Annotated in this window: 18 protein-coding genes; 5 read left to right on the forward strand and 13 right to left on the reverse strand. The window is 69.9% G+C overall.

Translation table 11 applies throughout. The features are described from left to right. Nucleotides 1-93 precede the first annotated feature (93 nt). The 4 genes from QLQ12_RS07515 to purN form a co-directional block, all read right to left on the reverse strand. Nucleotides 94-1,308: an NADP-dependent isocitrate dehydrogenase gene (locus tag QLQ12_RS07515; protein WP_282758104.1), complete on the reverse strand. Its 1,215-nt coding sequence runs from the start codon at nucleotides 1,306-1,308 to the stop codon at nucleotides 94-96. Nucleotides 1,309-1,686: 378 nt separating this feature from the next. Further along, the gene (gene mdh, locus QLQ12_RS07520) at nucleotides 1,687-2,637 is read right to left on the reverse strand and encodes a malate dehydrogenase (protein ID WP_282758105.1); all 951 of its coding nucleotides are present in this window, start codon (nucleotides 2,635-2,637) and stop codon (nucleotides 1,687-1,689) included. Between the two features lie 279 nt (nucleotides 2,638-2,916). Next, nucleotides 2,917-4,479: a bifunctional phosphoribosylaminoimidazolecarboxamide formyltransferase/IMP cyclohydrolase gene (gene purH / locus QLQ12_RS07525; RefSeq protein WP_282758107.1), complete on the reverse strand. Its 1,563-nt coding sequence runs from the start codon at nucleotides 4,477-4,479 to the stop codon at nucleotides 2,917-2,919. Further along, nucleotides 4,476-5,093 (reverse strand): phosphoribosylglycinamide formyltransferase, encoded by a 618-nt coding sequence (purN, locus tag QLQ12_RS07530; protein WP_282758108.1) that lies wholly within the window; start codon nucleotides 5,091-5,093, stop codon nucleotides 4,476-4,478. The genes purH and purN overlap by 4 nt, the downstream gene beginning before the upstream one ends. A gap of 82 nt (nucleotides 5,094-5,175) precedes the next feature. Between purN and QLQ12_RS07535 the strand changes: the two genes are divergently transcribed. Continuing rightward, the gene (locus QLQ12_RS07535) at nucleotides 5,176-5,505 is read left to right on the forward strand and encodes a DUF4190 domain-containing protein (protein ID WP_282758110.1); all 330 of its coding nucleotides are present in this window, start codon (nucleotides 5,176-5,178) and stop codon (nucleotides 5,503-5,505) included. A gap of 47 nt (nucleotides 5,506-5,552) precedes the next feature. Here the strand turns inward: QLQ12_RS07535 and QLQ12_RS07540 are convergent, their stop codons facing one another. The 4 genes from QLQ12_RS07540 to QLQ12_RS07555 form a co-directional block, all read right to left on the reverse strand. After that, nucleotides 5,553-7,055, reverse strand: a complete 1,503-nt coding sequence (locus QLQ12_RS07540; protein ID WP_282758111.1) for a cell division protein PerM — start codon at nucleotides 7,053-7,055, stop codon at nucleotides 5,553-5,555. A gap of 106 nt (nucleotides 7,056-7,161) precedes the next feature. After that, entirely contained in the window at nucleotides 7,162-8,043 is an 882-nt protein-coding gene (gene sucD / locus QLQ12_RS07545; RefSeq protein WP_282758112.1) for a succinate--CoA ligase subunit alpha, read from the reverse strand. A 4-nt stretch (nucleotides 8,044-8,047) separates the two neighbouring features. Then, nucleotides 8,048-9,226, reverse strand: a complete 1,179-nt coding sequence (sucC, locus tag QLQ12_RS07550) for an ADP-forming succinate--CoA ligase subunit beta (RefSeq protein WP_328518266.1) — start codon at nucleotides 9,224-9,226, stop codon at nucleotides 8,048-8,050. Between the two features lie 627 nt (nucleotides 9,227-9,853). Next, nucleotides 9,854-10,258, reverse strand: coding sequence for a cobalamin B12-binding domain-containing protein (locus QLQ12_RS07555; protein ID WP_282758114.1), 405 nt, complete (start codon nucleotides 10,256-10,258; stop codon nucleotides 9,854-9,856). 420 nt (nucleotides 10,259-10,678) lie between these two features. Here QLQ12_RS07555 and QLQ12_RS07560 point away from each other — a divergent pair, with 420 nt between their 5' ends. Next, nucleotides 10,679-11,419 carry a M23 family metallopeptidase gene (locus QLQ12_RS07560; RefSeq protein WP_282758116.1) on the forward strand — a complete coding sequence of 247 codons (741 nt, stop codon included), beginning with the start codon at nucleotides 10,679-10,681 and terminating at the stop codon, nucleotides 11,417-11,419. A gap of 111 nt (nucleotides 11,420-11,530) precedes the next feature. Continuing rightward, nucleotides 11,531-12,304, forward strand: a complete 774-nt coding sequence (locus QLQ12_RS07565) for a M23 family metallopeptidase (protein WP_282758118.1) — start codon at nucleotides 11,531-11,533, stop codon at nucleotides 12,302-12,304. Nucleotides 12,305-12,310: 6 nt separating this feature from the next. Here QLQ12_RS07565 and pcrA read toward each other — a convergent pair whose 3' ends face one another. Further along, complete coding sequence (gene pcrA / locus QLQ12_RS07570) at nucleotides 12,311-14,731, reverse strand: DNA helicase PcrA (RefSeq protein WP_282758119.1); 2,421 nt, start codon at nucleotides 14,729-14,731, stop codon at nucleotides 12,311-12,313. Between the two features lie 168 nt (nucleotides 14,732-14,899). On the opposite strand from pcrA, the gene QLQ12_RS07575 reads away from it, so the two are divergent. Further along, entirely contained in the window at nucleotides 14,900-16,735 is a 1,836-nt protein-coding gene (locus tag QLQ12_RS07575; RefSeq protein WP_282758121.1) for a bifunctional metallophosphatase/5'-nucleotidase, read from the forward strand. A 235-nt stretch (nucleotides 16,736-16,970) separates the two neighbouring features. Beyond that, the gene (locus QLQ12_RS07580; protein WP_282758123.1) at nucleotides 16,971-17,261 is read left to right on the forward strand and encodes a chorismate mutase; all 291 of its coding nucleotides are present in this window, start codon (nucleotides 16,971-16,973) and stop codon (nucleotides 17,259-17,261) included. 529 nt (nucleotides 17,262-17,790) lie between these two features. Here QLQ12_RS07580 and QLQ12_RS07585 read toward each other — a convergent pair. Genes QLQ12_RS07585 through QLQ12_RS07600 form a run of 4 tightly spaced genes read right to left on the reverse strand, consistent with a single transcriptional unit; the run spans nucleotide 17,791 to nucleotide 21,645 of the window. Beyond that, entirely contained in the window at nucleotides 17,791-18,789 is a 999-nt protein-coding gene (locus QLQ12_RS07585) for an ABC transporter ATP-binding protein (protein ID WP_282758124.1), read from the reverse strand. Beyond that, complete coding sequence (locus QLQ12_RS07590) at nucleotides 18,782-19,813, reverse strand: ABC transporter ATP-binding protein (protein ID WP_282758126.1); 1,032 nt, start codon at nucleotides 19,811-19,813, stop codon at nucleotides 18,782-18,784. Before QLQ12_RS07590 ends, QLQ12_RS07585 begins: the two co-directional genes overlap by 8 nt. Before the next feature lie 4 nt (nucleotides 19,814-19,817). After that, complete coding sequence (locus QLQ12_RS07595; RefSeq protein ID WP_282758128.1) at nucleotides 19,818-20,726, reverse strand: ABC transporter permease; 909 nt, start codon at nucleotides 20,724-20,726, stop codon at nucleotides 19,818-19,820. Continuing rightward, a complete protein-coding gene (locus QLQ12_RS07600) occupies nucleotides 20,719-21,645 on the reverse strand; it encodes an ABC transporter permease (RefSeq protein ID WP_282758130.1) in 927 nt (308 codons plus the stop codon). The genes QLQ12_RS07595 and QLQ12_RS07600 overlap by 8 nt, the downstream gene beginning before the upstream one ends. Nucleotides 21,646-21,769 lie beyond the last annotated feature (124 nt).

Here is a 21,769-nt window from a genome sequence, read left to right on the forward strand (position 1 = left end):
GAGGGGCCCGAAAACGACAAGCGAAGCGTGGTCGTTTTCGGGCCCCTCGACGTCGGTTACAAGGCGCAACGCAGCGAGCCGGAGGCGAAGCAATCAAATACTGCGGGCCAGGTTCTCGTCGAGCGCGTTCATGAACTCGTCGGTGGACAGCCACGGGGCGTCCCGGCTGATCAGCAGCGCGAGGTCCTTGGTCATCTGACCGCCCTCGACGGTCTCGATGCAGACGCGCTCCAGCTTCTCGGCGAACTCGGTCACCTCGGGGGTGCCGTCCAGCTTGCCGCGGTGCTTGAGGCCGCCGGTCCAGGCGAAGATCGAGGCGATCGGGTTGGTCGAGGTCTTCTCGCCCTTCTGCCACTGCCGGTAGTGCCGGGTGACCGTGCCGTGCGCGGCCTCGGCCTCGACGGTCTTGCCGTCCGGGGTCATCAGCACCGAGGTCATCAGGCCGAGCGAGCCGAAGCCCTGGGCGACGGTGTCGGACTGCACGTCACCGTCGTAGTTCTTGCAGGCCCAGACGTAGCCGCCCTCCCACTTCATCGCGGCGGCGACCATGTCGTCGATCAGCCGGTGCTCGTAGGTGATGCCGGCCTGCTTGAACTGCTCCGCGAACTCGGTCTCGAAGATCTCCGCGAACAGGTCCTTGAAACGCCCGTCGTAGGCCTTCAGGATCGTGTTCTTGGTGGAGAGGTAGACCGGGTAGTTGCGGGCCAGGCCGTAACGGAACGAGGCCCGGGCGAAATCACGGATCGACTCGTCGTAGTTGTACATCGCCATGCCGACGCCACCACCGGCCGGGAAGTCCGTGACGTGGAACTCCATCGGCGCCGAGCCGTCCTCCGGCGTGAAGGTGACGGTGAACTTGCCGGCCTTCGGCGCGACGAAGTCGGTCGCCTTGTACTGGTCACCGTGCGCGTGACGGCCGATGATGATCGGCTTCGTCCAGCTCGGTACCAGCCTGGGTACGTTGGACATGATGATCGGCTCACGGAAGACGACGCCGCCGAGGATGTTGCGGATCGTGCCGTTCGGCGACCGCCACATCTTCTTCAGGCCGAACTCGTCGACCCGCGCCTCGTCCGGCGTGATCGTGGCGCACTTGACGCCGACGCCGTGCCGCTTGATGGCGTTGGCCGAGTCGATCGTGACCTGGTCGTCGGTCTCGTCCCGGTACTGGATCGACAGGTCGTAGTACTCGAGGTTCACATCGAGATACGGCAGAATCAGCTGCTCACGGATCTGCTTCCAGATGATCCGGGTCATCTCGTCGCCGTCGATCTCAACGACCGGGTTCTTGACCTTGATTTTCGCCATCGGCCGGCGCTCCTCTCCCGAAACACACGCTTAGCAGTACGAGCGTACTGCCCGCCTGTGAAAGATCGCCGGGCGGCCCCGATCCGGCAGTCCCCCTCTACCATTCCAGGTGATGAAGAGGCGCCGCACCGATAAGCGCTACCAGCCCCGCCACGAGGGCACTAGGGCGGACGCACCACGCGAGATCGCCGCCCGGATCGGCGCGGCGCTCTCCAGTCCTGACAGCGCTGGCCGTGGTGGGCGTCACCGGCGCATTTCTGCGTGACGAACTCGTCAGCACCGCCGAACGACTCACCGGGGGCGGGCGCGTCGGCCGTACCGCCGAAAGGTTGAAGGCCGGGACGTTGCCGCCCCGGCCTTCGAACGAACCGTGTGGGATCAGAGACCCGCGACGTCCGCCTGCTTGGCGCGGACCGCCTCGGCGGCCTCCTTCAGGCCGGCGATCTCGGCGTCGGTGAGCTTCTCCTCGACGACCTTCTTGATGCCCTGCGCGCCGATCTCGGCCTCGACGCCGAGGTAGACGCCGGAGATGCCGTACTCACCGTCGACCCAGGCGCAGACCGGCAGAACCACGCCGGAGTCCTCGGCGACGGCCTTCGCCATGCGGGCGGCGGCAGCCGACGGGGCGTAGTACGCCGAACCGGTCTTCAGCAGCGCCACGACCTCGGCGCCACCGTTACGGGTGCGGACCACCAGCTCCTCGATCTTCTCAGCCGGGAGCAGGTCGGACAGCGGCTTGCCGTCGACGGTGCAGCGCGACGGCACCGGCACCATGGTGTCGCCGTGCGAGCCCAGGGTCAGCGCCTTGACGCTGGCCACCGGAACGTTCAGCTCCTCGGCGATGAAGTTGGTGAACCGGGCGGTGTCGAGGACACCGGCCTGGCCGAAGACCTGGTTCTTCGGGAACTGGGTGGCCAGCTGGGCCAGCGCGGTCATCTCGTCGACCGGGTTCGAGACCACGATGACGACGGCGTTGGGCGCGTACTTCTTGATGTTCTCGGCGACCTGGCGAACGATCTTCGCGTTGACCTCGAGCAGGTCCATCCGGCTCATGCCCGGCTTGCGCGGCAGGCCGGCGGTCACGACGACGACGTCCGAGCCCTCGATGGCCTCGTAACCCTCACCGTTCGGGCCGGTCGTCGCGCCGACGACCTTGCTCTCGAAGCCCTCGATCGCGCGGGACTGGTTGAGGTCGAGCGCGATGCCCGCGGGCTTGCCCTCGAGGATGTCGGTGAGGACCACCGTCTCGAAGATGTCGTACTCGGCGAGACGCTGCGCCGTGGTGGACCCGTAGAAACCGGCGCCTACGACGGTTACCTTCTTGCCCATAGCTCTGCTCTCCCAGTGTCCGGGCGATTTTTCGCGACCGTATCAGCCGGTAAACGGGCCGTTACGAGCCGGTCCGCTGAACGGGACCTAAGCCACTTGATCACTTCCGGCTGGGCCCCGCTGTGGTTTCTCCGCACGTGCCACAACGGCCTCGATCAACGAGCGCTCTTTCCGGCCCGTTCCGGCACGCCATACCCCCGCCGTCGGCGGGTTTGACGCGGCGGTGACCAGGGCTACGGTCTCCTCCAGCCGGAGGAGACCGTCGTCCGCGGTGAACCGTCAGTGGTAGAAGTGGCGGGTGCCGGTCAGGTAGACGGTCAGGCCGGCGGCGGCCGCCGCCGCGATGACCTGCTCGTCGCGGATGGAGCCACCCGGCTGCACGACCGCCTTCACGCCGGCGTCGATCAGCACCTGGAGGCCGTCCGGGAACGGGAAGAACGCGTCGGACGCCGCCACACTGCCCTTGGCGCGCTCGGCGCCGGCCCGGTTCACCGCGAGATGCGCCGAGTCGACCCGGTTGACCTGCCCCATGCCGACGCCGACGGTGGCGCCGTCGCGGGCGAGCAGGATGGCGTTGCTCTTCACGCCGCGCACCGCGCGCCATGCGAAGACCAGGTCGGCGAGGTCCGGTCCGGTGAGCGCCGGCCCGGTGGCGAGGGTCCAGGTCGCCGGGTCGTCGCCGGACGCGTCGATCCGGTCGGCGACCTGCACCAGCACACCACCGCTGACCTGCTTGATCTCGGTGGCCGGCGGTTTCCAGGCGGGAGCGGCCAGAACGCGCAGGTTCTTCTTCTCGCGGAACAGGCTCAGCGCCGCGGCCTCGAACGACGGCGCCACGACGACCTCGGTGAAGATCTCGCTGAGCTGCCGTGCGAGAGCGGCCGTCACCTCACGGTTGACCGCGACGACGCCACCGAACGCGGAGACCGGGTCGCACTCGTGCGCCTTGCGGTGTGCCTCGGCCACGTCGGCGCCGACCGCGATCCCGCACGGGTTGGCGTGCTTGATGATCGCCACGCACGGCTCGGTGAAGTCGTTGGCGCTGCGCCAGGCCGCGTCCGCGTCGACGTAGTTGTTGTAGGACATCTCCTTGCCGTGCAACTGCTCGGCCTGGGCGAGGCCGGCGGGCGCGTCCGGGTCGAGGTAGAGCGCGGCACGCTGGTGCGGGTTCTCGCCGTAGCGCAGCGTGTTCTCCAGGCGCAGCGCGAGCCCGTCGAAGGCCGGCCAGTCCGCGGAGGACGCCAGCGTCGAGGCGGTCCACCGGGCGACGGCCACGTCGTACTCCGCGATGTCCGCGAAGGCGCGGGCGGCGAGCGCCTTGCGCTGGGTGAGCGAGAATCCGCCTTCGGCGAGGGCCGAGACGATCAGGGGGTACGCCGAGACGGAGGTGACGACCGCGACGGACGCGTGGTTCTTGGCCGCCGAGCGGACCATCGCCGGGCCACCGATGTCGATCTTCGCGATGCACTCCTCTTCACCCGCGCCGGAGGCCACCGTCTCGCTGAACGGGTAGAGGTTGCTGACCAGCAGGTCGAACGGCTCGATGCCCAGCTCGGCGAGCTCCTGCACGTGGCTGTCCAGCCGCAGGTCGGCGAGCAGGCCGGCGTGCACCTTGGGGTGCAGCGTCTTCACCCGGTCGCTGAGGATCTCGGGGAAGCCGGTCAGCTCCTCGACCCGGGTCACCGGGACGCCGGCCTTCTCCACGGTCGACGCGGTCGAACCGGTGGAGACGATCTGCACACCGGCGTCGTGCAGAGCCTGTGCCAGCTCGACGATGCCGTCCTTGTACCAGACACTCAGCAGCGCCCGCCTGATCGGGCGGCGGCCCTCTTCCGTGGTCACGGAATCCGTACCTTTCTGTCCTGAATGGTCCAGCCGTTCCGGACCAGGCGGCCGACGTGGTCGACCAACTGGGCCCGCTCGGCCACCTTGATGCGCTCGGTGAGCGTCTCCTCCGTGTCGTCGTCGAGCACGGGGACCACGGTCTGCGCGATGATCGGCCCGGTGTCGACACCGGCGTCCACGAAGAAGAGCGTCGCTCCGGCCACCTTCACCCCGTACGCCAGAGCGTCTCGCGGCCCATGGATGCCGGGGAAGGCGGGAAGCAGCGCGTTGTGGGTGTTGATGTACCGGTCGCCGAAGGCGTCCAGGAACCGCTTGCCGACGAGTTTCAGGAAGCCGGCCGAGATCACCAGATCGGGCCGGTGCTCGGCGACGTGCGCGGCGAGGGCGGCATCCCAGTCCTCGCGGGTCGGGTAGGCCTTCACCGAGTCGACGAACGTGGGGATTCCGGCGGCGGCGGCACGGTCCAGGCCGGTGATCCCGTCCCGGTCGGCGCCGACGGCGACCACGGTGGCCCCGTAGGCCGGATCGGCGGTCGCCTCGAGAAGTGCCTGCAGGTTGCTGCCCGATCCGGAGATGAGGACGACCAGGCGGGCAGGCGCGGGGTCAGTCACCTGTGCACCCTATCGCCGCGCGGGCCTCTCCCCGCCAACGGGGCGTTTCCCCACCCGGCGGGTGTGGGCAATCCATCAGGGCATGACGATCCCTCCTCCTCCCCCGTTCCACGACAAGCCGCCGTCCTCCGGGGCGGACAACACACAGGGCCTGATCTCGATGATCCTGGGCATCGTGTCGATCCCGGCCGTCTGCTGCTGGTACGCCGGTGTGCCGCTGGCCGTGGGCGCCATCGTTCTCGGGCTCCTCGGCAAGAAGAAGGCCGAGCAGGGTCTCGCTGGCAACCGTGGCCAGGCCATCGCCGGTATCGCCACCGGGGCCTCCGCGATCGCCCTGGCGATCCTGCTGTTCATCCTCGGCCAGGTCCTGCAGGACGTGGACTGGCCACAGAACTTCCGCGACGGCCAGTGAGCGTCCACCTCGCGGTGGGGCCCTCCGGTCACGGCGGGCCGTAGGCCTCAGTCGCGGCGGAACGCCCGGGCCGCGGCCGCGCCGAGGCTGACCGACACCGCCACCACGATCGCGGCGACCAGGCCGGCCTGCACCGGGTCGGGGCCGATCCGGGACAGCCGGCCGGAGCCGATCGCGCCGCCGGAGAGCCAGGCGAGCGTGGCCAGGACCAGCCCGGCGACCGGGCCGGCGAGCAGGCTCGACAGCACCACCATCGACCACGGCGGGTCGGCCTCCGCGGGCGAGCCCTTGCCGTTGCGGCGCGTGGCTCGCCGGGCGCTGTCCCGGCCGAAACGCAGACGCTGGGTGAGCGCCCAGCCGGCCACCGCGCCGGCGATCACCGGCAGGGCCAGCAGCACCGTGCCGGTGGCGCCCATCGGGCCGTCCGGCAGGCCGGCGATCAGCGGCAGCATGGGCGGCGGCCCGAGAGTCACCTCGGTGAGCCGGACGGTCGTGTCGGTGCCGAGCGCGAACCCGGGCCCGAGGAGGTAGGCGGCGGCCCAGATGGAGGCGTTCACCGCGTACCCGACGCTGATCATGGTGATGCCGGCCTGGCCGGCGACGCCGGTCTGGTATTTGGCGATGATGTCGGCGGCCTGCGCGCCGCCGAGCGCGACCGCGAGGCCGCCGGCGACCGCGCCCGCGCCCACGATCAGGAAGGCCGCGACCAGGCCCGCCCGGATGCCGTGCCGGAGCGCCTGCGGCACCCGGCGGGCCAGCGTGGAGACCGCGCCGGTGCCGCGGATCGCGCCGAGCAGAGCCCCGACCAGGCCGATGGCCAGGAAGTGCGACGCGGCGCGTCCGGTGGAGATCTCGGTGCCGCGACCGTCGGTCAGCAGCGCGGCCGCGACCCCGATCAGCGCGTACGTGGCGCCGACCACCGCAGCGACCAGGAGCGCCCGCCCGGCCGACCCGGAGTGCCGGGCCCCCACCGCACGGGTGACGTGCAGCCCGGCCCGGTTGAGCCGCCACACCATCAGCGCCGTGAGCAGCAGTGGCGTCAGCGCGAGCGGACCGATCGACGTGCCCACCGGCACGCCGTGCCCGAGCAGCCAGGCGGCCAGCCCGGCGTGCGCGGCGCCGGCCAGGCCCCCGGAGCCTTCCAGGGTGCGGGCCAGCCCGATCACCGCGGCGACCGGAACGTATGTCAGCAGGGCCGCCCACACCGTGGCGAAGAGGGCTGCCACCACGAGCGGGGCACGCCGGCCCGCGGGCGGACGGCGCTGGAGGGGCACCCGGACGGTCTCGCGGCGTCCCAGCATCGCGTCGTCGACGACCACGGTGTCATGCTGGCCGGTGTCATGCTGGCCGGTGTCATGCTGGCCGGAGTCGCGCTGACCGGCCTCGTTCCGGGTGGAGCCGACGTCGATCGCCTCGGTCGGCCGGTCGCCCGGGGCGCCGCCGGGTCGTTCCCGATCGATGGCCGCGGTGTCCCGCACCACGGACTGCAGCGCCTCGGCGACCGCGAACGGGTCCTCCGAGTCGCCCGGACGATCGGGTGAGCTGGACATCGCGCCTACTTTTCCATGCCGCGGCCACAACGGCGATGCAGATGCGACGGCGCGCCGCCGATCGGGTCGCTCCCCGATCGACGGCGCGCCGTGCACATCGCCGTGATCAGCTCAAGATGTCGCGCATGAGCTGGGCGGTCTCGCTCGGCGTCTTGCCGACCTTGACGCCGGCCGCCTCGAGGGCGACCTTCTTCGCGTCGGCGGTGCCGGCCGAGCCGGAGATGATGGCGCCGGCGTGGCCCATCGTCTTTCCGGGCGGGGCGGTGAAGCCGGCGATGTAGCCGACCACCGGCTTGGTGACGTTGGCCTTGATGAACTCGGCGGCCCGCTCCTCGGCGTCGCCACCGATCTCACCGATCATGACGATCGCGTCGGTCTCCGGGTCGTCCTGGAACGCCCGCAGCGCGTCGATGTGCGTGGTGCCGATGATCGGGTCACCACCGATGCCGACCGCCGTGGAGAAACCGAATTCACGCAGTTCGTACATGAGCTGGTAGGTCAGCGTGCCGCTCTTGCTGACCAGGCCGATCCGGCCGTGCGGGGTGATGTCGGCCGGGATGATGCCGGCGTTGGAGGCGCCGGGCGACGCGATGCCGGGGCAGTTCGGCCCGATGATCCGGGTCTTCTCGCCCTTGCCCACGTTGTACGCCCAGAACGCCGCCGAGTCCTGCACCGGCACGCCCTCGGTGATCACCACGGCGAGCGGGATCTCGGCGTCGATGGCCTCGACGACCGCGGCCTTGGTGAACGCCGGCGGGACGAAGATGACCGACACGTCGGCGCCGGTCTCCTTGATCGCCTCGGCGACGGTGGCGAAGACGGGCAGTTCGGTGCCGTCGAAGTCCACTTTGGTGCCGGCCTTGCGCGGGTTCACGCCACCGACTACCTGGGTGCCGGCCGCGAGCATCCGCTTGGTGTGCTTGGAGCCCTCACCGCCGGTGATGCCCTGGACGATGACCTTGGAGTCCTTGGTGAGCCAGATAGCCATTAGTTCACTTCCCCGCAGCCGCGAGCTCGGCGGCGCGCTCGGCCGCTCCATCCATCGTGTCCACCCGCTGGACGAGCGGGTTGTTCGCTCCGTCGAGGATCGCACGGCCGGCCTCGGCGTTGTTGCCGTCGAGGCGGACCACGAGCGGCTTGGTGACGGTCTCGCCGCGCTCGGCCAGCAGGGCCAGCGCCTGGATGATGCCGTTGGCCACCGCGTCGCAGGCGGTGATGCCGCCGAAGACGTTCACGAAGACGGACTTCACGGCCGGGTCGCCGAGCACGATCTCCAGGCCGTTCGCCATCACCTGGGCGCTGGCGCCGCCGCCGATGTCGAGGAAGTTGGCGGGCTTCACATTGCCGTGCTTCTCGCCCGCGTACGCCACCACGTCCAGGGTCGACATGACCAGGCCGGCGCCGTTTCCGATGATGCCGACCTCGCCGTCGAGCTTGACGTAGTTGAGGTTCTTCTCCTTGGCGGCCTGCTCCAGCGGGTCGACCGCGGACTTGTCCTCGAGCGCCTCGTGGTCGGGGTGCCGGAAGCCGGCGTTCTCGTCCAGCGTGACCTTGGCGTCGAGCGCGAGCACCCGGCCGTCGCCGACCTTGGCCAGCGGGTTGACCTCGACCAGCGTGGCGTCCTCGGCGACGAACGCCTGCCACAGCTTCACGGCGATGTCGACGACCTGGTCGGCGATGTCGGCCGGGAACTTGGCGGCGGTGACGATCTCGCGCGCCTTCGCCTCGTCCACGCCCTTGCTCGCGTCGATCGCGATCTTGGCGACCCGGTCCGGGTCCTCCTCCGCGACGGTTTCGATCTCCATACCGCCGGCGACGCTGGCGATGCAGAGGAACGTGCGGTTGGCCCGGTCCAGCAGGTAGGAGAAGTAGTACTCCTCCTTGATGTCGGCCGTCTCGGCCAGCATCACCTTGTGGACCGTGTGGCCCTTGATGTCCATGCCCAGGATGTCGGTCGCACGGGCCTCGGCCTCGTCCGCGCCGTCGGCCAGCTTGACGCCGCCGGCCTTGCCGCGGCCGCCGACCTTGACCTGCGCCTTGACGACGACCTTGCCGCCCAGCCGCTCGGCGATCGCCCGGGCCTCCTGCGGGGTCTCTGCGACGCCGCCGCCCAGCACGGGCAGCCCGTGCCGTTCGAACAGGTCGCGCCCCTGATACTCGAACAGGTCCACGTGTCTCCTTTCGCTCGCGACGCCAAGCGCCGGCAAGCCGCACCATTGCGTCCCGACCTGTGTGCGCGGGGCAGCGCGGCGCGCCGCCAGCGTGAGGATCGTCCGGCCGTTCCACCTGTGCGAAACAGCCTTCATTCGCAGACTAGCGACCGGATCGGGTCCGGCGAGCGCGCGGGTGCACGGTGTGCAAGACCACACACCAGAGTGGCGAAATCGCAGCTCCGGGGCGGTCGGGGCGATCGGGCACGGTGTGCCCACAGAGAACTCTCCACGACGCTCGGATCATTGTGGTGGCGTATGTCGCGGCCGTCACCCGAACCACAGCGGTCGTGAATCCCGCCGTTGAACGATCGTCTCCGCCCGGCGGCGGAAAAAGTCACGCGAACGCGCGTAACCCGCCTGCGAGGGTGTCGTTGAGTGTGGTGTCGGAGCGCTACGGCGCCCGCAAGGAAAGCGGCCGATGCCCTGTCGGTCGAGGGGTGGCGGCGGGGCATCGCGCATAGAGGGGCCGGACGTGTGAGGGGTGCGTCCGGCCTCTCCCCTTGCGTGTGCGCCACTTCCGGCCGGCTCTCAGCGCTGTCTCAGCGCACGGGAGACAGCGGTGACCGCCGGCCGGGGACGGCCGATTCAGCCGACCGGCGCCGCCACATTGGCGCGGACCCATTCGACGATGGATTCCAGCGACGTACCCGGCGTGAATAGCGCGGCTACCCCGAGTGATTGCAATTCCGAGATGTCGTCCTCGGGAATGATGCCGCCGCCGAATACCACGATGTCGGAGGCGTCACGCTCCGCCAACAGTTCGAGCACCCTGCGGAACAACGTCATGTGCGCGCCGGAGAGAACCGACAGGCCGATGCCGTCGGCGTCCTCCTGAATCGCGGTCTCCACGATCTGCTCCGGTGTCTGGTGCAGGCCCGTGTAGATCACTTCCATGCCGGCGTCGCGCAGGGCCCGCGCGATCACCTTGGCCCCGCGGTCATGCCCGTCCAGCCCAGGCTTGGCGACGACGACCCTGATCCGTGCTTGCATGCTGACCCCTTCGGGCTGTCCGACCCCGGTGTCCGGTCGCCACGTGCAGGCTCCCCTCCGCGGTCACCTGAACGAACGGTAACCTGCCGCGCCCCGCCGGGGTAGCGGGGAGCACAGGACTGGTGGCTAAGCGAATAGTTCTCTGGGTCACATTACGGAGCGTTTCTGTGCCAATTACCGACCGTTGCCGTAACTCAGATCTGGAAAGGTAACCAATTCGGACAATAGATCATCAATGCTATCCAGGAACTGTCACGAAATTGGCGCTGCGACTTGTGACCGGGCTGCCGTTTCGTTACCGTGGCCACGGCTGTCACGCAGGTTCCCCCACAGCGACAGCCCGGCAGACCACCGTTCAACCCATTTTCCCAGGGTTCGAGCGTGGGCCGCCGCCGCAATGCCACTGACGGAGGACCCTTCGTGCGCCAGCGCTTGTCGTCCGAGCCCGATCGCTATCGCGGTCGGCGTCGCGTACCGACACCTCCGCGCAGCCGCTACGCCGTCGTCGTCACCTCCGCCTTCGTCGGAGCCGGCGTCGTCGCCCTAGGCGCCGCCGCCAACCTCCCGGACAAGAAGGCCGTCGACCCCGACGTCCTTCAGGGTCTGTCGTCGAAGACCGCCCAGGTCGCCACCGACGCGCTGGAGAACCGCTCCGGAGAGGGCGCCGCCTCCCGTGGCGAGGACCGTCAGGCCCGCACCGAGCTCACCGCCGAAGAGGCCGCGGCCGACGTCTACGTGCTGCCCCTCGACGAGTACGAGTTCACCTCGGCCTACGGGGTCCGGTTCGGCAAACTGCACGCCGGCATCGACCTGGCCGCGCCGGAGGGAACGCCCTACAAGGCGGTGCACGCCGGCACGGTGACCGCCGCCGGTTACAGCGGCGGCTACGGCTACTCGATCACGATCAAGCAGGACGACGGCACCGAGATCATCTACGCCCACTCCCGGCGGCTGCTGGTGAACAAGGGTGACCAGGTCAAGGCCGGTCAGGTGATCGCCGAGGTCGGCAACACCGGGTATTCCTACGGCACGCACCTGCACCTCGAGGTGCACGTCAACGGCACCCCCACCGACCCGATCACGTTCCTCGACGAGCGCGGCGTCGACATCAAGAACCAGCTCGAATCGGTGTACGCGGGTATCGCCGCCGAAGCTTCCTGATCAACCTGGTTGCAGGACGGTAGAAGTACCGTTTCGCCCATCAGCGCCCCCCGCCCCGGGCCGACAGGTACGTGACAGCACAACGTCACGGCAGTCGGGAGGGGCATCCGCGTGGGGCAGCATTCGTCATCCGGTCGAGGTGGACGCCGCCGGCAGGAGAGCCTGCACCGGCACCGTGCCCCGGCCTTCCCCGCGCTCTTCGCCACCCGTAGCCGTTCCGCGCTCTCGGTCACCGCGCTGAGCGCGACGCTGGCCGCCGGTGTCGGCATCGCCGGTGTCGCGGCCTCCGCAGCTCCGGTCGGTGGCACAGGCGGCGCCTCCGGCCCGCACACGGCGGCACACGCTCCCGCCGCCCTGCCGATCATCCCGCCCGACGGCGACGAGGCCCCCGGCAAGACCCACCCGCGCCTGGAGGCGACCGTCGAGGCCGAGAGCCGGTCCGCCGCCCCGGCACGCCGCAAGACCCGCCCCCTGCCGAAGGCGCAGTGGGTGCATCCGCTCTCGTCCGCCGAGGTCACGTCCTGTTTCGGGCCGCGCTGGGGACGGCTGCACGCCGGTGTCGACCTGGCCGCGCCGCACGGCGCCAGGGTGGTCGCGGCCGGGGCCGGTGTGGTGATCTCAGCCGGCCCGAACGGTGGTTACGGCAACGCGATCCTGATCGACCACGGAAACGGCTGGCTCACCCATTACGGTCACCTGTCGGCGATCGGCGTCGAGGTCGGCCAGGCGGTCAAGGCCTCCGAGCACATCGGCGACGAAGGCTCGACCGGGCACTCGACCGGGCCCCACCTGCACTTCGAGGTGCATCAGGGGCATTTCCAGAACCCGGTCGAACCGACCGCGTGGATGCACGAGCACGGGGTGGAGATCCCTGGCTGCGCCTGACCGGGGTCACAGCTTCTCGATCGGGGCGTGCCTCAGCACGAGCCACATCACCTGGTCACCGAAGTCGATCTGGACCCGGGTGCCCGGACCCTGCCCCTCGACGGCCAGCACCCGGCCCAGGCCGTAGCGCTGGTGGTTGACCCGGTCGCCCGTGTCGACCTTGGGGGTGGATTTCAGGTCGCTCGCGGTGGCCAGCTTGCTGCCGTCGATACCGAGGCGCTCGGCGATGCGCTGCGCCTTGGGCGTACCACCGGAGAAACCGCCGCCGCGCTGGCGGTCGCCGCTGCCGTAACCACCGCGGCCACCGACCCCGCCGCCGGTTCCCGACCAGGAGGTGTACGACCCACCGGTGCGCTCCCAGCGCACCAGCTCGACCGGCAGCTCGTCGGTGAACCGGGAGGGCGGGTTGTACTGCGGCTGGCCCCACGCCGACCGGGTGACCGCCCGGGACAGGTAGAGCCGCTGCCGGGCCCGGGTGATGCCCACGTAGGCCAGGCGGCGCTCCTCTTCCAGCTCGGAGTTGTCGCCGAGGGCCCGCATGTGCGGGAAGACGCCGTCTTCCAGGCCGGTCAGGAACACCACCGGGAACTCCAGGCCCTTCGCGGTGTGCAGGGTCATCAGCGTGACCACGCCCTGGTGGTCGGGGTCGTCGCTGGGAATCTGATCGGCATCGGCCACCAGCGCCACCTGCTCCAGGAACCCGGCCAGCGTCGCGACCTGGCCCGCCTCCTCGTCGGCGAGGGACTCGACGCGCTCGGTGTATTCCCGGGCGACACTCACCAGCTCCTGGAGGTTCTCCACCCGGCCCTGGTCCTGCGGGTCGAGGCTCTCCTCCAGCTCGCTGAGCAGGCCCGAACGCTGGAGCACCGCTTCCAGCACCTCTTCCGGCGGGGCGGACAGCGCCAGCGCCCGCAGGTCGTCGAGGAGCCGCACGAAGTCGTTGATGCTGTTGACCGCCCGGGTCGAGATGCCCGGCGCGTCCTTGGCCCGGCGCAGCGCCTGGCCGAACGAGACCCGGTCACGCGACGACAGCGCCTCGATGCACGCCTCGGCCCGGTCGCCGATGCCGCGTTTCGGGGTGTTCAGCACCCGGCGGATGCTGACCGTGTCGTCGTCGTTCACGATCGCCCGCAGGTAGCCGAGGGCGTCGCGGACCTCCTTGCGCTCGTAGAAGCGCACCCCGCCGACCACCTTGTAAGGCAGGCCGACCCGGATGAACACCTCCTCGAAGACCCGGGACTGGGCGTTGGTGCGGTAGAACACCGCCACGTCGCCCGGACGCACCTCGTGGTTGTCGCAGAGGCGGTCGATCTCCCGTGCCACCCAGTCGGCCTCGGCGTGCTCGGTGTCGGCCACATAGCCGACGATCTGCTCGCCGGCGCCCTGGTCGCTCCAGAGCCGTTTGGGTTTGCGGGAGGTGTTCCGGTCGATCACCGCGTTGGCGGCGGACAGGATGGTCTGGGTGGAACGGTAGTTCTGCTCCAGCAGGATGGTGCGGGCTTCCGGGTAGTCCCGCTCGAACTCCAGGATGTTCCGGATCGTGGCGCCACGGAACGCGTAGATCGACTGGTCCGCGTCGCCGACCACGCACAGCTCGCTCGGCTCGATGTCGCCGCCGCCCACACCGACCAGCTCACGGATCAAGGTGTACTGGGCGTGGTTGGTGTCCTGGTACTCGTCGACCATCACGTGCCGGAAACGGCGCCGGTAGACCTCGGCGACCTGCGGGTGCGACTGGAAGAGGTGCACCACGGTCATGATGATGTCGTCGAAGTCGAGAGCGTGCGCCTCACGCAGCCGCCGCTGGTAGAGCTCGTAGGCCTCGGCGACGGCCCGCTCGTTCGGCCCCTTCGCGTCCTTCTTGTAGTCCTCCGGCTGGACCAGCTCGTTCTTCAGGTTCGACACCTGGGCGGCCAGGCCCCGCGCGGTGTAACGCTTCGGGTCGAGGTCTAGCTCACGGGCGACCAGTGTCATCAGGCGGCGTGAGTCGTCGGCGTCATAGATCGAGAAGGTGCTCTTCAGCCCGGCGTGCTCGTGCTCGGCCCGCAGGATCCGCACGCACGCCGAGTGGAACGTCGACACCCACATCAGCCGGGCGCGCGGGCCGACCAGGTGGGCGACCCGCTCCTTCATCTCACCGGCGGCCTTGTTGGTGAACGTGATCGCGATGATCTGACCGGGGTGCACGTCGCGCTCGGCCAGCAGATAGGCGATCCGGTGGGTGAGCACCCTGGTCTTGCCCGAACCCGCACCGGCCACGATGAGCAGCGGCCCGCCGGAGTGGGTCACCGCGTCCCGCTGGGGGCCGTTGAGGCCGGTCAGCAGCGCCTCCGGGTCGAGCCGGCGGGGCGCCGGCCGGGGTGCCTCCGGGGTCCGCACCGCGGGCAGGGAGAACAGGGCTTCGGAAGGTTCTGAGGGAGTACGCATCGCGGGAGCCAGTGTATGCCGACCCACCGACAGGAATTCCGCGCCGACCCGTGCACACATCGGCGTCCGGCAATCAATCTGTCACCCTGAAGTGCTGGCGGGGATTCCTCCGATCCACCAGGCTGGCCAGGTTGGTGAAAAAGTCTCTCCGATCGGGGGATCGATCACATGACTCTTCCCCACCGGCGCCGCCTCGCCCTGCCGATGGCCGTGCTCGCCGCCGCCGGAGTGCTGACGGCGATCCCGGCCCCGCGGACCGCCGCCGCCACCCCGCCCGGGTTCGCCCCGGTCTCCGTCTCCTACGGGATCCCTTCGGGGAGCACCGTGCAAGGCCAGTTCCTCAGCTACAACGACTTCCACGGTGCGATCGACCCACCGACCGGCAGCGGCGCGGTGGTCAACGCCGGCGGCGCCGGCACCCCGGCCGGCGGCGTGGAGTACCTGGCGACATATCTGAAGAACCTGCGCGCCTCGGCGGCCGCCGAGGGCCGCCAGACGATCACCGCCGGCGCCGGCGACCTGATCGGCGCGACCCCGCTGGTCAGCGCCGCGTTCCACGACGAGCCGACGATCGAGCTGATGAACGAGATCGGGCTTCAGGTGAGCTCGGTCGGCAACCACGAGTTCGACGAGGGCGTGGCCGAGCTGCTCCGGATCCAGCGCGGCGGCTGTCACCCCGCCGACGGCTGCCAGGACGGCGACCCGTATGCGGGCGCCCGGTTCACCTATCTCGCGGCCAACACCATCAGCAACCGGACCAACCTGCCGATTCTCCCGCCCATCGAGATCAAGTGGGTGAACGGCGTACCGGTCGGCTTCATCGGCATGACGCTGGAGGGCACGGCGGGCATCGTCAACCCGGCCGGCGTCAAGGACGTGCACTTCACCGACGAGGTGGAGACCGCCAACGAGTGGAGCAACGTGCTGCGGCTCTTCGGGGTGAAGGCACAGGTGCTGCTCCTGCACGAGGGCGGTTCGCAGGGCGCGGCCACGCCGGCGCCGGGCGTCTCCGACTGCGTCGGCTTCACCGGGCCGGTGAAGCCGATCGTGGCGGGCCTCAACCCGGAGATCAGCATCGTGATCTCCGGGCACACGCACCGCTTCTACTCGTGCAAGCTGCCCAACAGCAAGGGCCGCGACACCATCGTCACCAGCGCCGGCGCCAACGGGCAGCTGGTCACCGACATCGATTACACGCTGGACCGCCGGACCCGCCGGTTCACCGAGATCACCGCCCGCAACGTGATCGTGGAGAACGGGGTGCCGGACGGCAACGGCGGCTGGAAGCGGGACGCCGCCGGGGCCTACCTGAAGAACCCCGACACCGTCGACGCCGCCGCGAAGAGGGTGGCCGACAAGTACCGCGCCGCCGTCGCGCCGATCGCCAACCGGCTGGTCGGCAGCATCAGCGCGGACATCGTACGGACCGCTACCCCGGCTGGGGAGAGCCCGCTCGGCGACGTGATCGCCGACGCGCAGCTCGCCTACACGCGCGGCGCCGGCGCGCGGATCGCCCTGATGAACCCGGGCGGCATCCGCGCCGATCTGGACGCCGACCAGTCCTCCGGCGGCGAGGCCTACGGCCAGGTCACCTATGGCGAGGCGTTCACCGTGCAGCCGTTCAACAACCTGGTGGTCACGCAGACCCTCACCGGCGCAAAGCTCAAGGACGTGCTGGAGCAGCAGTTCGTCGGCTTCGGCGGGCAGACCACCCAGCGGATCCTGCAGGTGTCGGCGGGCCTGACCTACACCTGGAGCGCCTCGGCCGCGCCCGGATCGAAGATCACCGACCTGTCACTAGACGGGACACCGATCGACCCGGCCGCGAACTACCTGGTCACCACCAACGACTACCTGGCCAACGGCGGTGACGGCTTCAGCACCCTGACCCTGGGATCGGGACGGGTCACCGCGCCCGGCTTCGATGTGGACGCTCTGGTGGCGTACCTCGCCACCGGCCCGATCGCGCCGGGACCGGCCGACCGCATCTCCACCACCGCCTGATCAGCATGAACTTTCGTCCCAACACTCGGGCGGTTTCCTTGCGGGACCGTCCGAGCCGGGGGCATACTCGGCTCGTGATCCAGCAGGCGCGATTCTTTTCCTATGGCACCGGACGCCCGGCAGCCGTAGGTCGCTCCTGAATCCCAGACCTTCATCAAGCCCCGGGCCTCCCAGCTCGGGGCTTGATGCTGTCCGGGCCGGGGCGCCCGGGACGCCAGCACCCGAGGAGCACAACATGACCGCCGACGTGATGGACCAGACCACCGGCGCGGGCGAGGACGCCGCCGCCGAGAAGATCCGCGGCATCCGCGAGCGGATCAACGAGATCGATGAGGCGATCATCGCCCTCTGGCAGGAACGCGCGGCCCTCTCCCAGGAGGTCGGCAAGACCCGCATGGCCAGCGGCGGCACCCGCCTGGTGCTGGCCCGTGAGCGCGAGATCATCGAGCACTTCCGCGAGGCGCTGGGGCCGGACGGCACCCAGGTCGCGCTGCTCCTGCTGCGTTCGGGCCGAGGTCCCCTCTAGGCACCACCGGCTTCGGCCACCCGCCACCGGCGGCGGCGCCACCCACGCCGCCGCCGCCCTCCACGCACCGCAAACGTCCCGCCACCGCCGCACCACCCCCGTCGCCGCGCCGGCCGGTCGCCTCGCCGCCACGCCACCTCGCTGCCGCACCACCCCGTCGTCGCGTCGCCGCGTCGCCCCGTCGCCCCGTCGCCGCTTCGCCGTTCCGCCGCTTCGCCGTTCCGCCGCTCCGCCGCTCCGCCGCTCCGCCGCTCCGCCGCTCCGCCGCCGATCTTGTGGAGTTGTCCGACAACGGCGCAAGGCAAATCCGCAAGATCTCACCGCATGCTCACCACCGCGACGCGATCTTGCCGGGTTGCCCGACAACGGTGCGCCACAACTCCACAAGATCGCGGAGGGATGTGACGGCGAGGGGCGGCAGCGGGGTGTGACGGTGGGCAGCGGCAAGCGGCAGCGGCAAGCGGCAAGCGGCAGCGGGAAAGCGGGAAAGCGGCGGGTGGCGGCGAGGACGGGTGTCCGCGTAGCCGGGTCAGCGGATCCGGCGGATCTCGGCGAAGTGGCAGGCGCTCGGATGCGGCGACCGCTCCCGAATCAGCAACTGCGGCTCCTGCTCGGCACAGATGTGCTGCGCCTTCCAACAACGGGTGCGAAACCGGCAACCCGACGGCGGATCGGCCGGCGACGGCACGTCACCCTCGAGGACGATCTGGTCCCGGCGACCCCGCAAGCGCGGGTCCGGCACCGGCACGGCCGAGAGCAGAGCCTGGGTGTACGGGTGAGTCGGCTGATCGTAGATCGCCACATCGTGCCCCTGTTCGACGATCTTGCCGAGGTACATGACGGCGACCCGGTCGGCGATGTGCCGGACCACCGACAGGTCGTGCGCGATGAAGATGTACGACAGCCCGAAGTCGTCCTGCAACCGCTCCAGCAGGTTGATCACCTGGGCCTGGATGGACACGTCGAGCGCCGACACCGGCTCGTCGCAGACGATGATCTCGGGCTTCAGCGCCAGTGCCCGGGCGATGCCGATGCGCTGCCGCTGACCGCCGGAGAACTGGTGCGGGTACCGGCTGATGTGGTCGGGGTTGAGGCCGACCGTGTCCAGCAGGTCCTGCACGGCCTGCTGCCGTTTGCCGCGGGGCACCACCTCAGGGTGGATCTCGAACGGCTCGCCGATGATGTCGCCGACGGTCATCCGCGGATTGAGCGAGGTGTACGGGTCCTGCAGCACCATCTGGATGTTGCGGCGGGCCCGGCGCAGGTCGCCGCCTCTGAGCCGCACCATGTCCTGCCCGCGCACCATGATCGAGCCGGACGTCGGCTTCTCCAGGCCGACGAGCAGTTTCGCCAGGGTCGACTTGCCGCAGCCGGACTCGCCGACCACACCGAGGGTCTCGCCGCGGCGCAGCTGGAGGTCGACGCCGTCGACCGCACGGACCGCGCCGACCTTGCTCTTGACGACGATGCCCTGGTTGACCGGGAAGTGCTTGACCAGGTTTCGGGTCTCGAGGACGACGTCACTCACCGAGGACCTCCCGGAAGAAGTGGCAGCGTGCGGTGCGGTGCGGTGCGATGGCGTACGCCGGTGGCGGCGGATCCTGCAGGCAGGGGTCCTTGGCGTAGCGGCAGCGGGGGTTGAAGGCGCAGCCGCTGGGGATGTCGGTCAGCACCGGCGGCAGCCCCCGGATCGCGGTGAGCTGGTGGCCCTTGAGGTCGAGCCGGGGGATCGACTCGAGCAGCGCCCGGGTGTACGGGTGCGCCGGCCGCGCGTAGATGTCGTAGACCGGCGCCTCCTCGATGACCCGGCCGGCGTACATGACGGAGATCCGGTCGGCGACGTCGGCGACCACGCCCATGTCGTGGGTGATCAGGATGAGGCCCATGTTGCGCTGCCGCTGGAGTTCCGCGAGCAGGCTCATGATCTGCGCCTGCACGGTGACGTCGAGCGCGGTGGTCGGCTCGTCGGCGATCAGCACCTCGGGGTCGAGCGCCAGCGCCATGGCGATCATGACGCGTTGCCGCATACCGCCGGAGAACTGGTGCGGATAGTCGTTGATCCGGGCCCGCGCGGCCGGGATCCGGACCTGGTCGAGGAGCCCGATCGCCCGGTTCTTGGCGTCCGCCCGGGACATCCCGCGGTGGGCGCGGAACAGTTCGGCGAGCTGGAAGCCGACCGTGTAGACCGGATTCAGTGCGGAGAGGGCGTCCTGGAAGATCATGGCGATCTTGTTGGCACGCACCTTGCGCCGCTCGTGCTCCGGCAGTTTCAGCAGGTCGACGCCGCGGTACCGGACCTCGCCCCGGGTGATGTGGCCGGGCGGGCTCTCCAGGATGCCCATGATCGCCTGCGCGGTCACCGACTTGCCGCAGCCCGACTCACCCAGGATCGCCAGGGTCTCGCCGGGGGACAGCCGAAAGCTCGCCCCGTTGACGGCCTTGGCGACGCCGTCCCGGGTGCGGAACTCGACGTGCAGGTCGTTGATCTGAAGCAGGGGCGCCCGCGGATCGAGTCCGGGCAGGACGTCCATGCTCGCTTGGATGTCGGTCATGGGGTCACCGCAACTTCGGGTCGAAGGCGTCGCGCACGGCGTCGCCCAGCATGATGAAGGCCAGCACGGTGGCGGCGAGGAAGACGGACGGCCAGACCAGCGGGCCTGCCGCCACCCGGGCCTGGCCTTGCGCGTCGGCGATCTGGACCCCCCAGCTGATCGCCTCGCCCTTGAGGCCGACCCCGAGGTAGGACAACGTCGCCTCGGCCGCGATGTTGGCGCCCAGCATCAGGGTCAGCACCACGATAAACGGGGCGATCGAGTTCGGCAGGATGTGCCGGAACATCAGCCGGAGCGGGCCCGCCCCGAGCATCCGGGCGGCCGCCACGTAATCCTGACTCTTCGCCGAGACCACCGAGGAACGCATCACCCGGGCCGCCGAGGTCCAGGCGAGCAGGCCGAGCGTGAGCGTCACCGCGGTGACGCCGTCGTCGCCCTCGCCGGCGGACAGCCGGCCGGAGAAGACCACCGCGCCGAGCAGGAACGGGATGCCGAGCACGATGTCGATACCGCGGGACAGCACGGCGTCGACGGCGCCGCCGTAGTAGCCGGCGGCCAGCCCGAAGCACAGGCCGATGACGCCGGCGAGCAGCGTGGAGAGGAACCCCACCTCGATCGAGTTGCGGGTGCCGTGCACGGTGCGGGCGAAGACGTCGCAGCCCTGGAAGTCGTAACCGAACAGGGCGCCGCCGGCCGGCCCCTTGTGCTTGTTCGACAGCGCGCAGGCCGCCGGGTCGGCCGAGGTGAACAGCGACGGGGCGAGCGCCATCAGCAGGACCACGAGCACCAGCACCGACGAGGCCCAGAAGATCTTGTTGCGGCGCAGGTCGTGCCAGGCGTCGCCGGCGAGACTGCGTGGCCGGCCGGAACCGGCGGGCGCCTCGGCCATGGCGATCAGGTTCGGGTCACTCATAACGGATCCTGGGGTCGAGGGCGGCGTAGAGCAGGTCGACGATGAGGTTGACGACCAGGAAGACGATCACCAGGATGCTGACGAAGCCGACCACCAGCGGGCCGTCCTCGTTCCGGATGCCGCGGGCCAGGTTGAACCCCACCCCGGGGATGTTGAAGACCTCCTCGGTGACGAGCGCCCCGGACATCAGGGTGCCCAGGTCGACACCGATCAGGGTGATCACCGGGATCAGCGAGTTACGCAGCACGTGCACCCAGGTCACGCGGCGCGGCGTCAGACCTTTGGCCCGGGCGGTCCGCACGTAGTCGGCGCGCAGGTTCTCCACCACCGAGGTGCGGGTGACACGGAGCTGGGTGGCGACCACCGTGGTGGCGAGCACGATGGCCGGCAGCATCAGCGTGTAGAAGGAGATCTCCCGGGACGCGGTCGCCGGGAACCAGCCCAGCTCCATGCCGAAGACCAACTGGGCGACCGGCGCGAGCACGACGATCGGCATCGCCAGCAGCAGCAGGGTGAAGGCCAGGATGCCGTTGTCGAGGGCACCGCCCCGGCGGATCGCGGACCAGACACCGGCGGTGACCGCGAGCACCGCCGCGAGGACGATCGCCATCAGGGAGAGCTGCAGGGTCCTCGGCCAGGCCTCGGCCAGCAGAGCCGAGATGTCCCGGCCGGTCAGGGTCACGCCCAGGTCACCGGTGAGCAGGTTGCTCATGTAGTACCAGTACTGGCTGAGGAAGCCCTCGTCCAAGTGGTACCGCTCGGTGAGCGCGGCGCGCAGGCTGGCGCTCACCGGTTTCTCGCCCGCCAACGCCTGGATGGGGTCGTCCTGATTGGCGAACATCAGCGCGAACACCACGAAGGTGGCGCCGAAGAACGTCAGGATCATCTGCAACAGGCGCCGCACGATGTAGCGGAACATACGGGTTCAAGCTTCTTCCGCGGACGGACCGCCGGCCTCGTGAGCACGGCGAGGGGAAAGGTCGGTTCACACCGTAGTGGCGCCACGGTCGCATACCCTCCGTGACGCCACCGGTGATCGAGCG

The sequence above is a fragment of the Actinoplanes sandaracinus genome, from assembly GCF_030009775.1.
In the GTDB taxonomy this organism is placed as follows: domain Bacteria; phylum Actinomycetota; class Actinomycetes; order Mycobacteriales; family Micromonosporaceae; genus Actinoplanes; species Actinoplanes sandaracinus.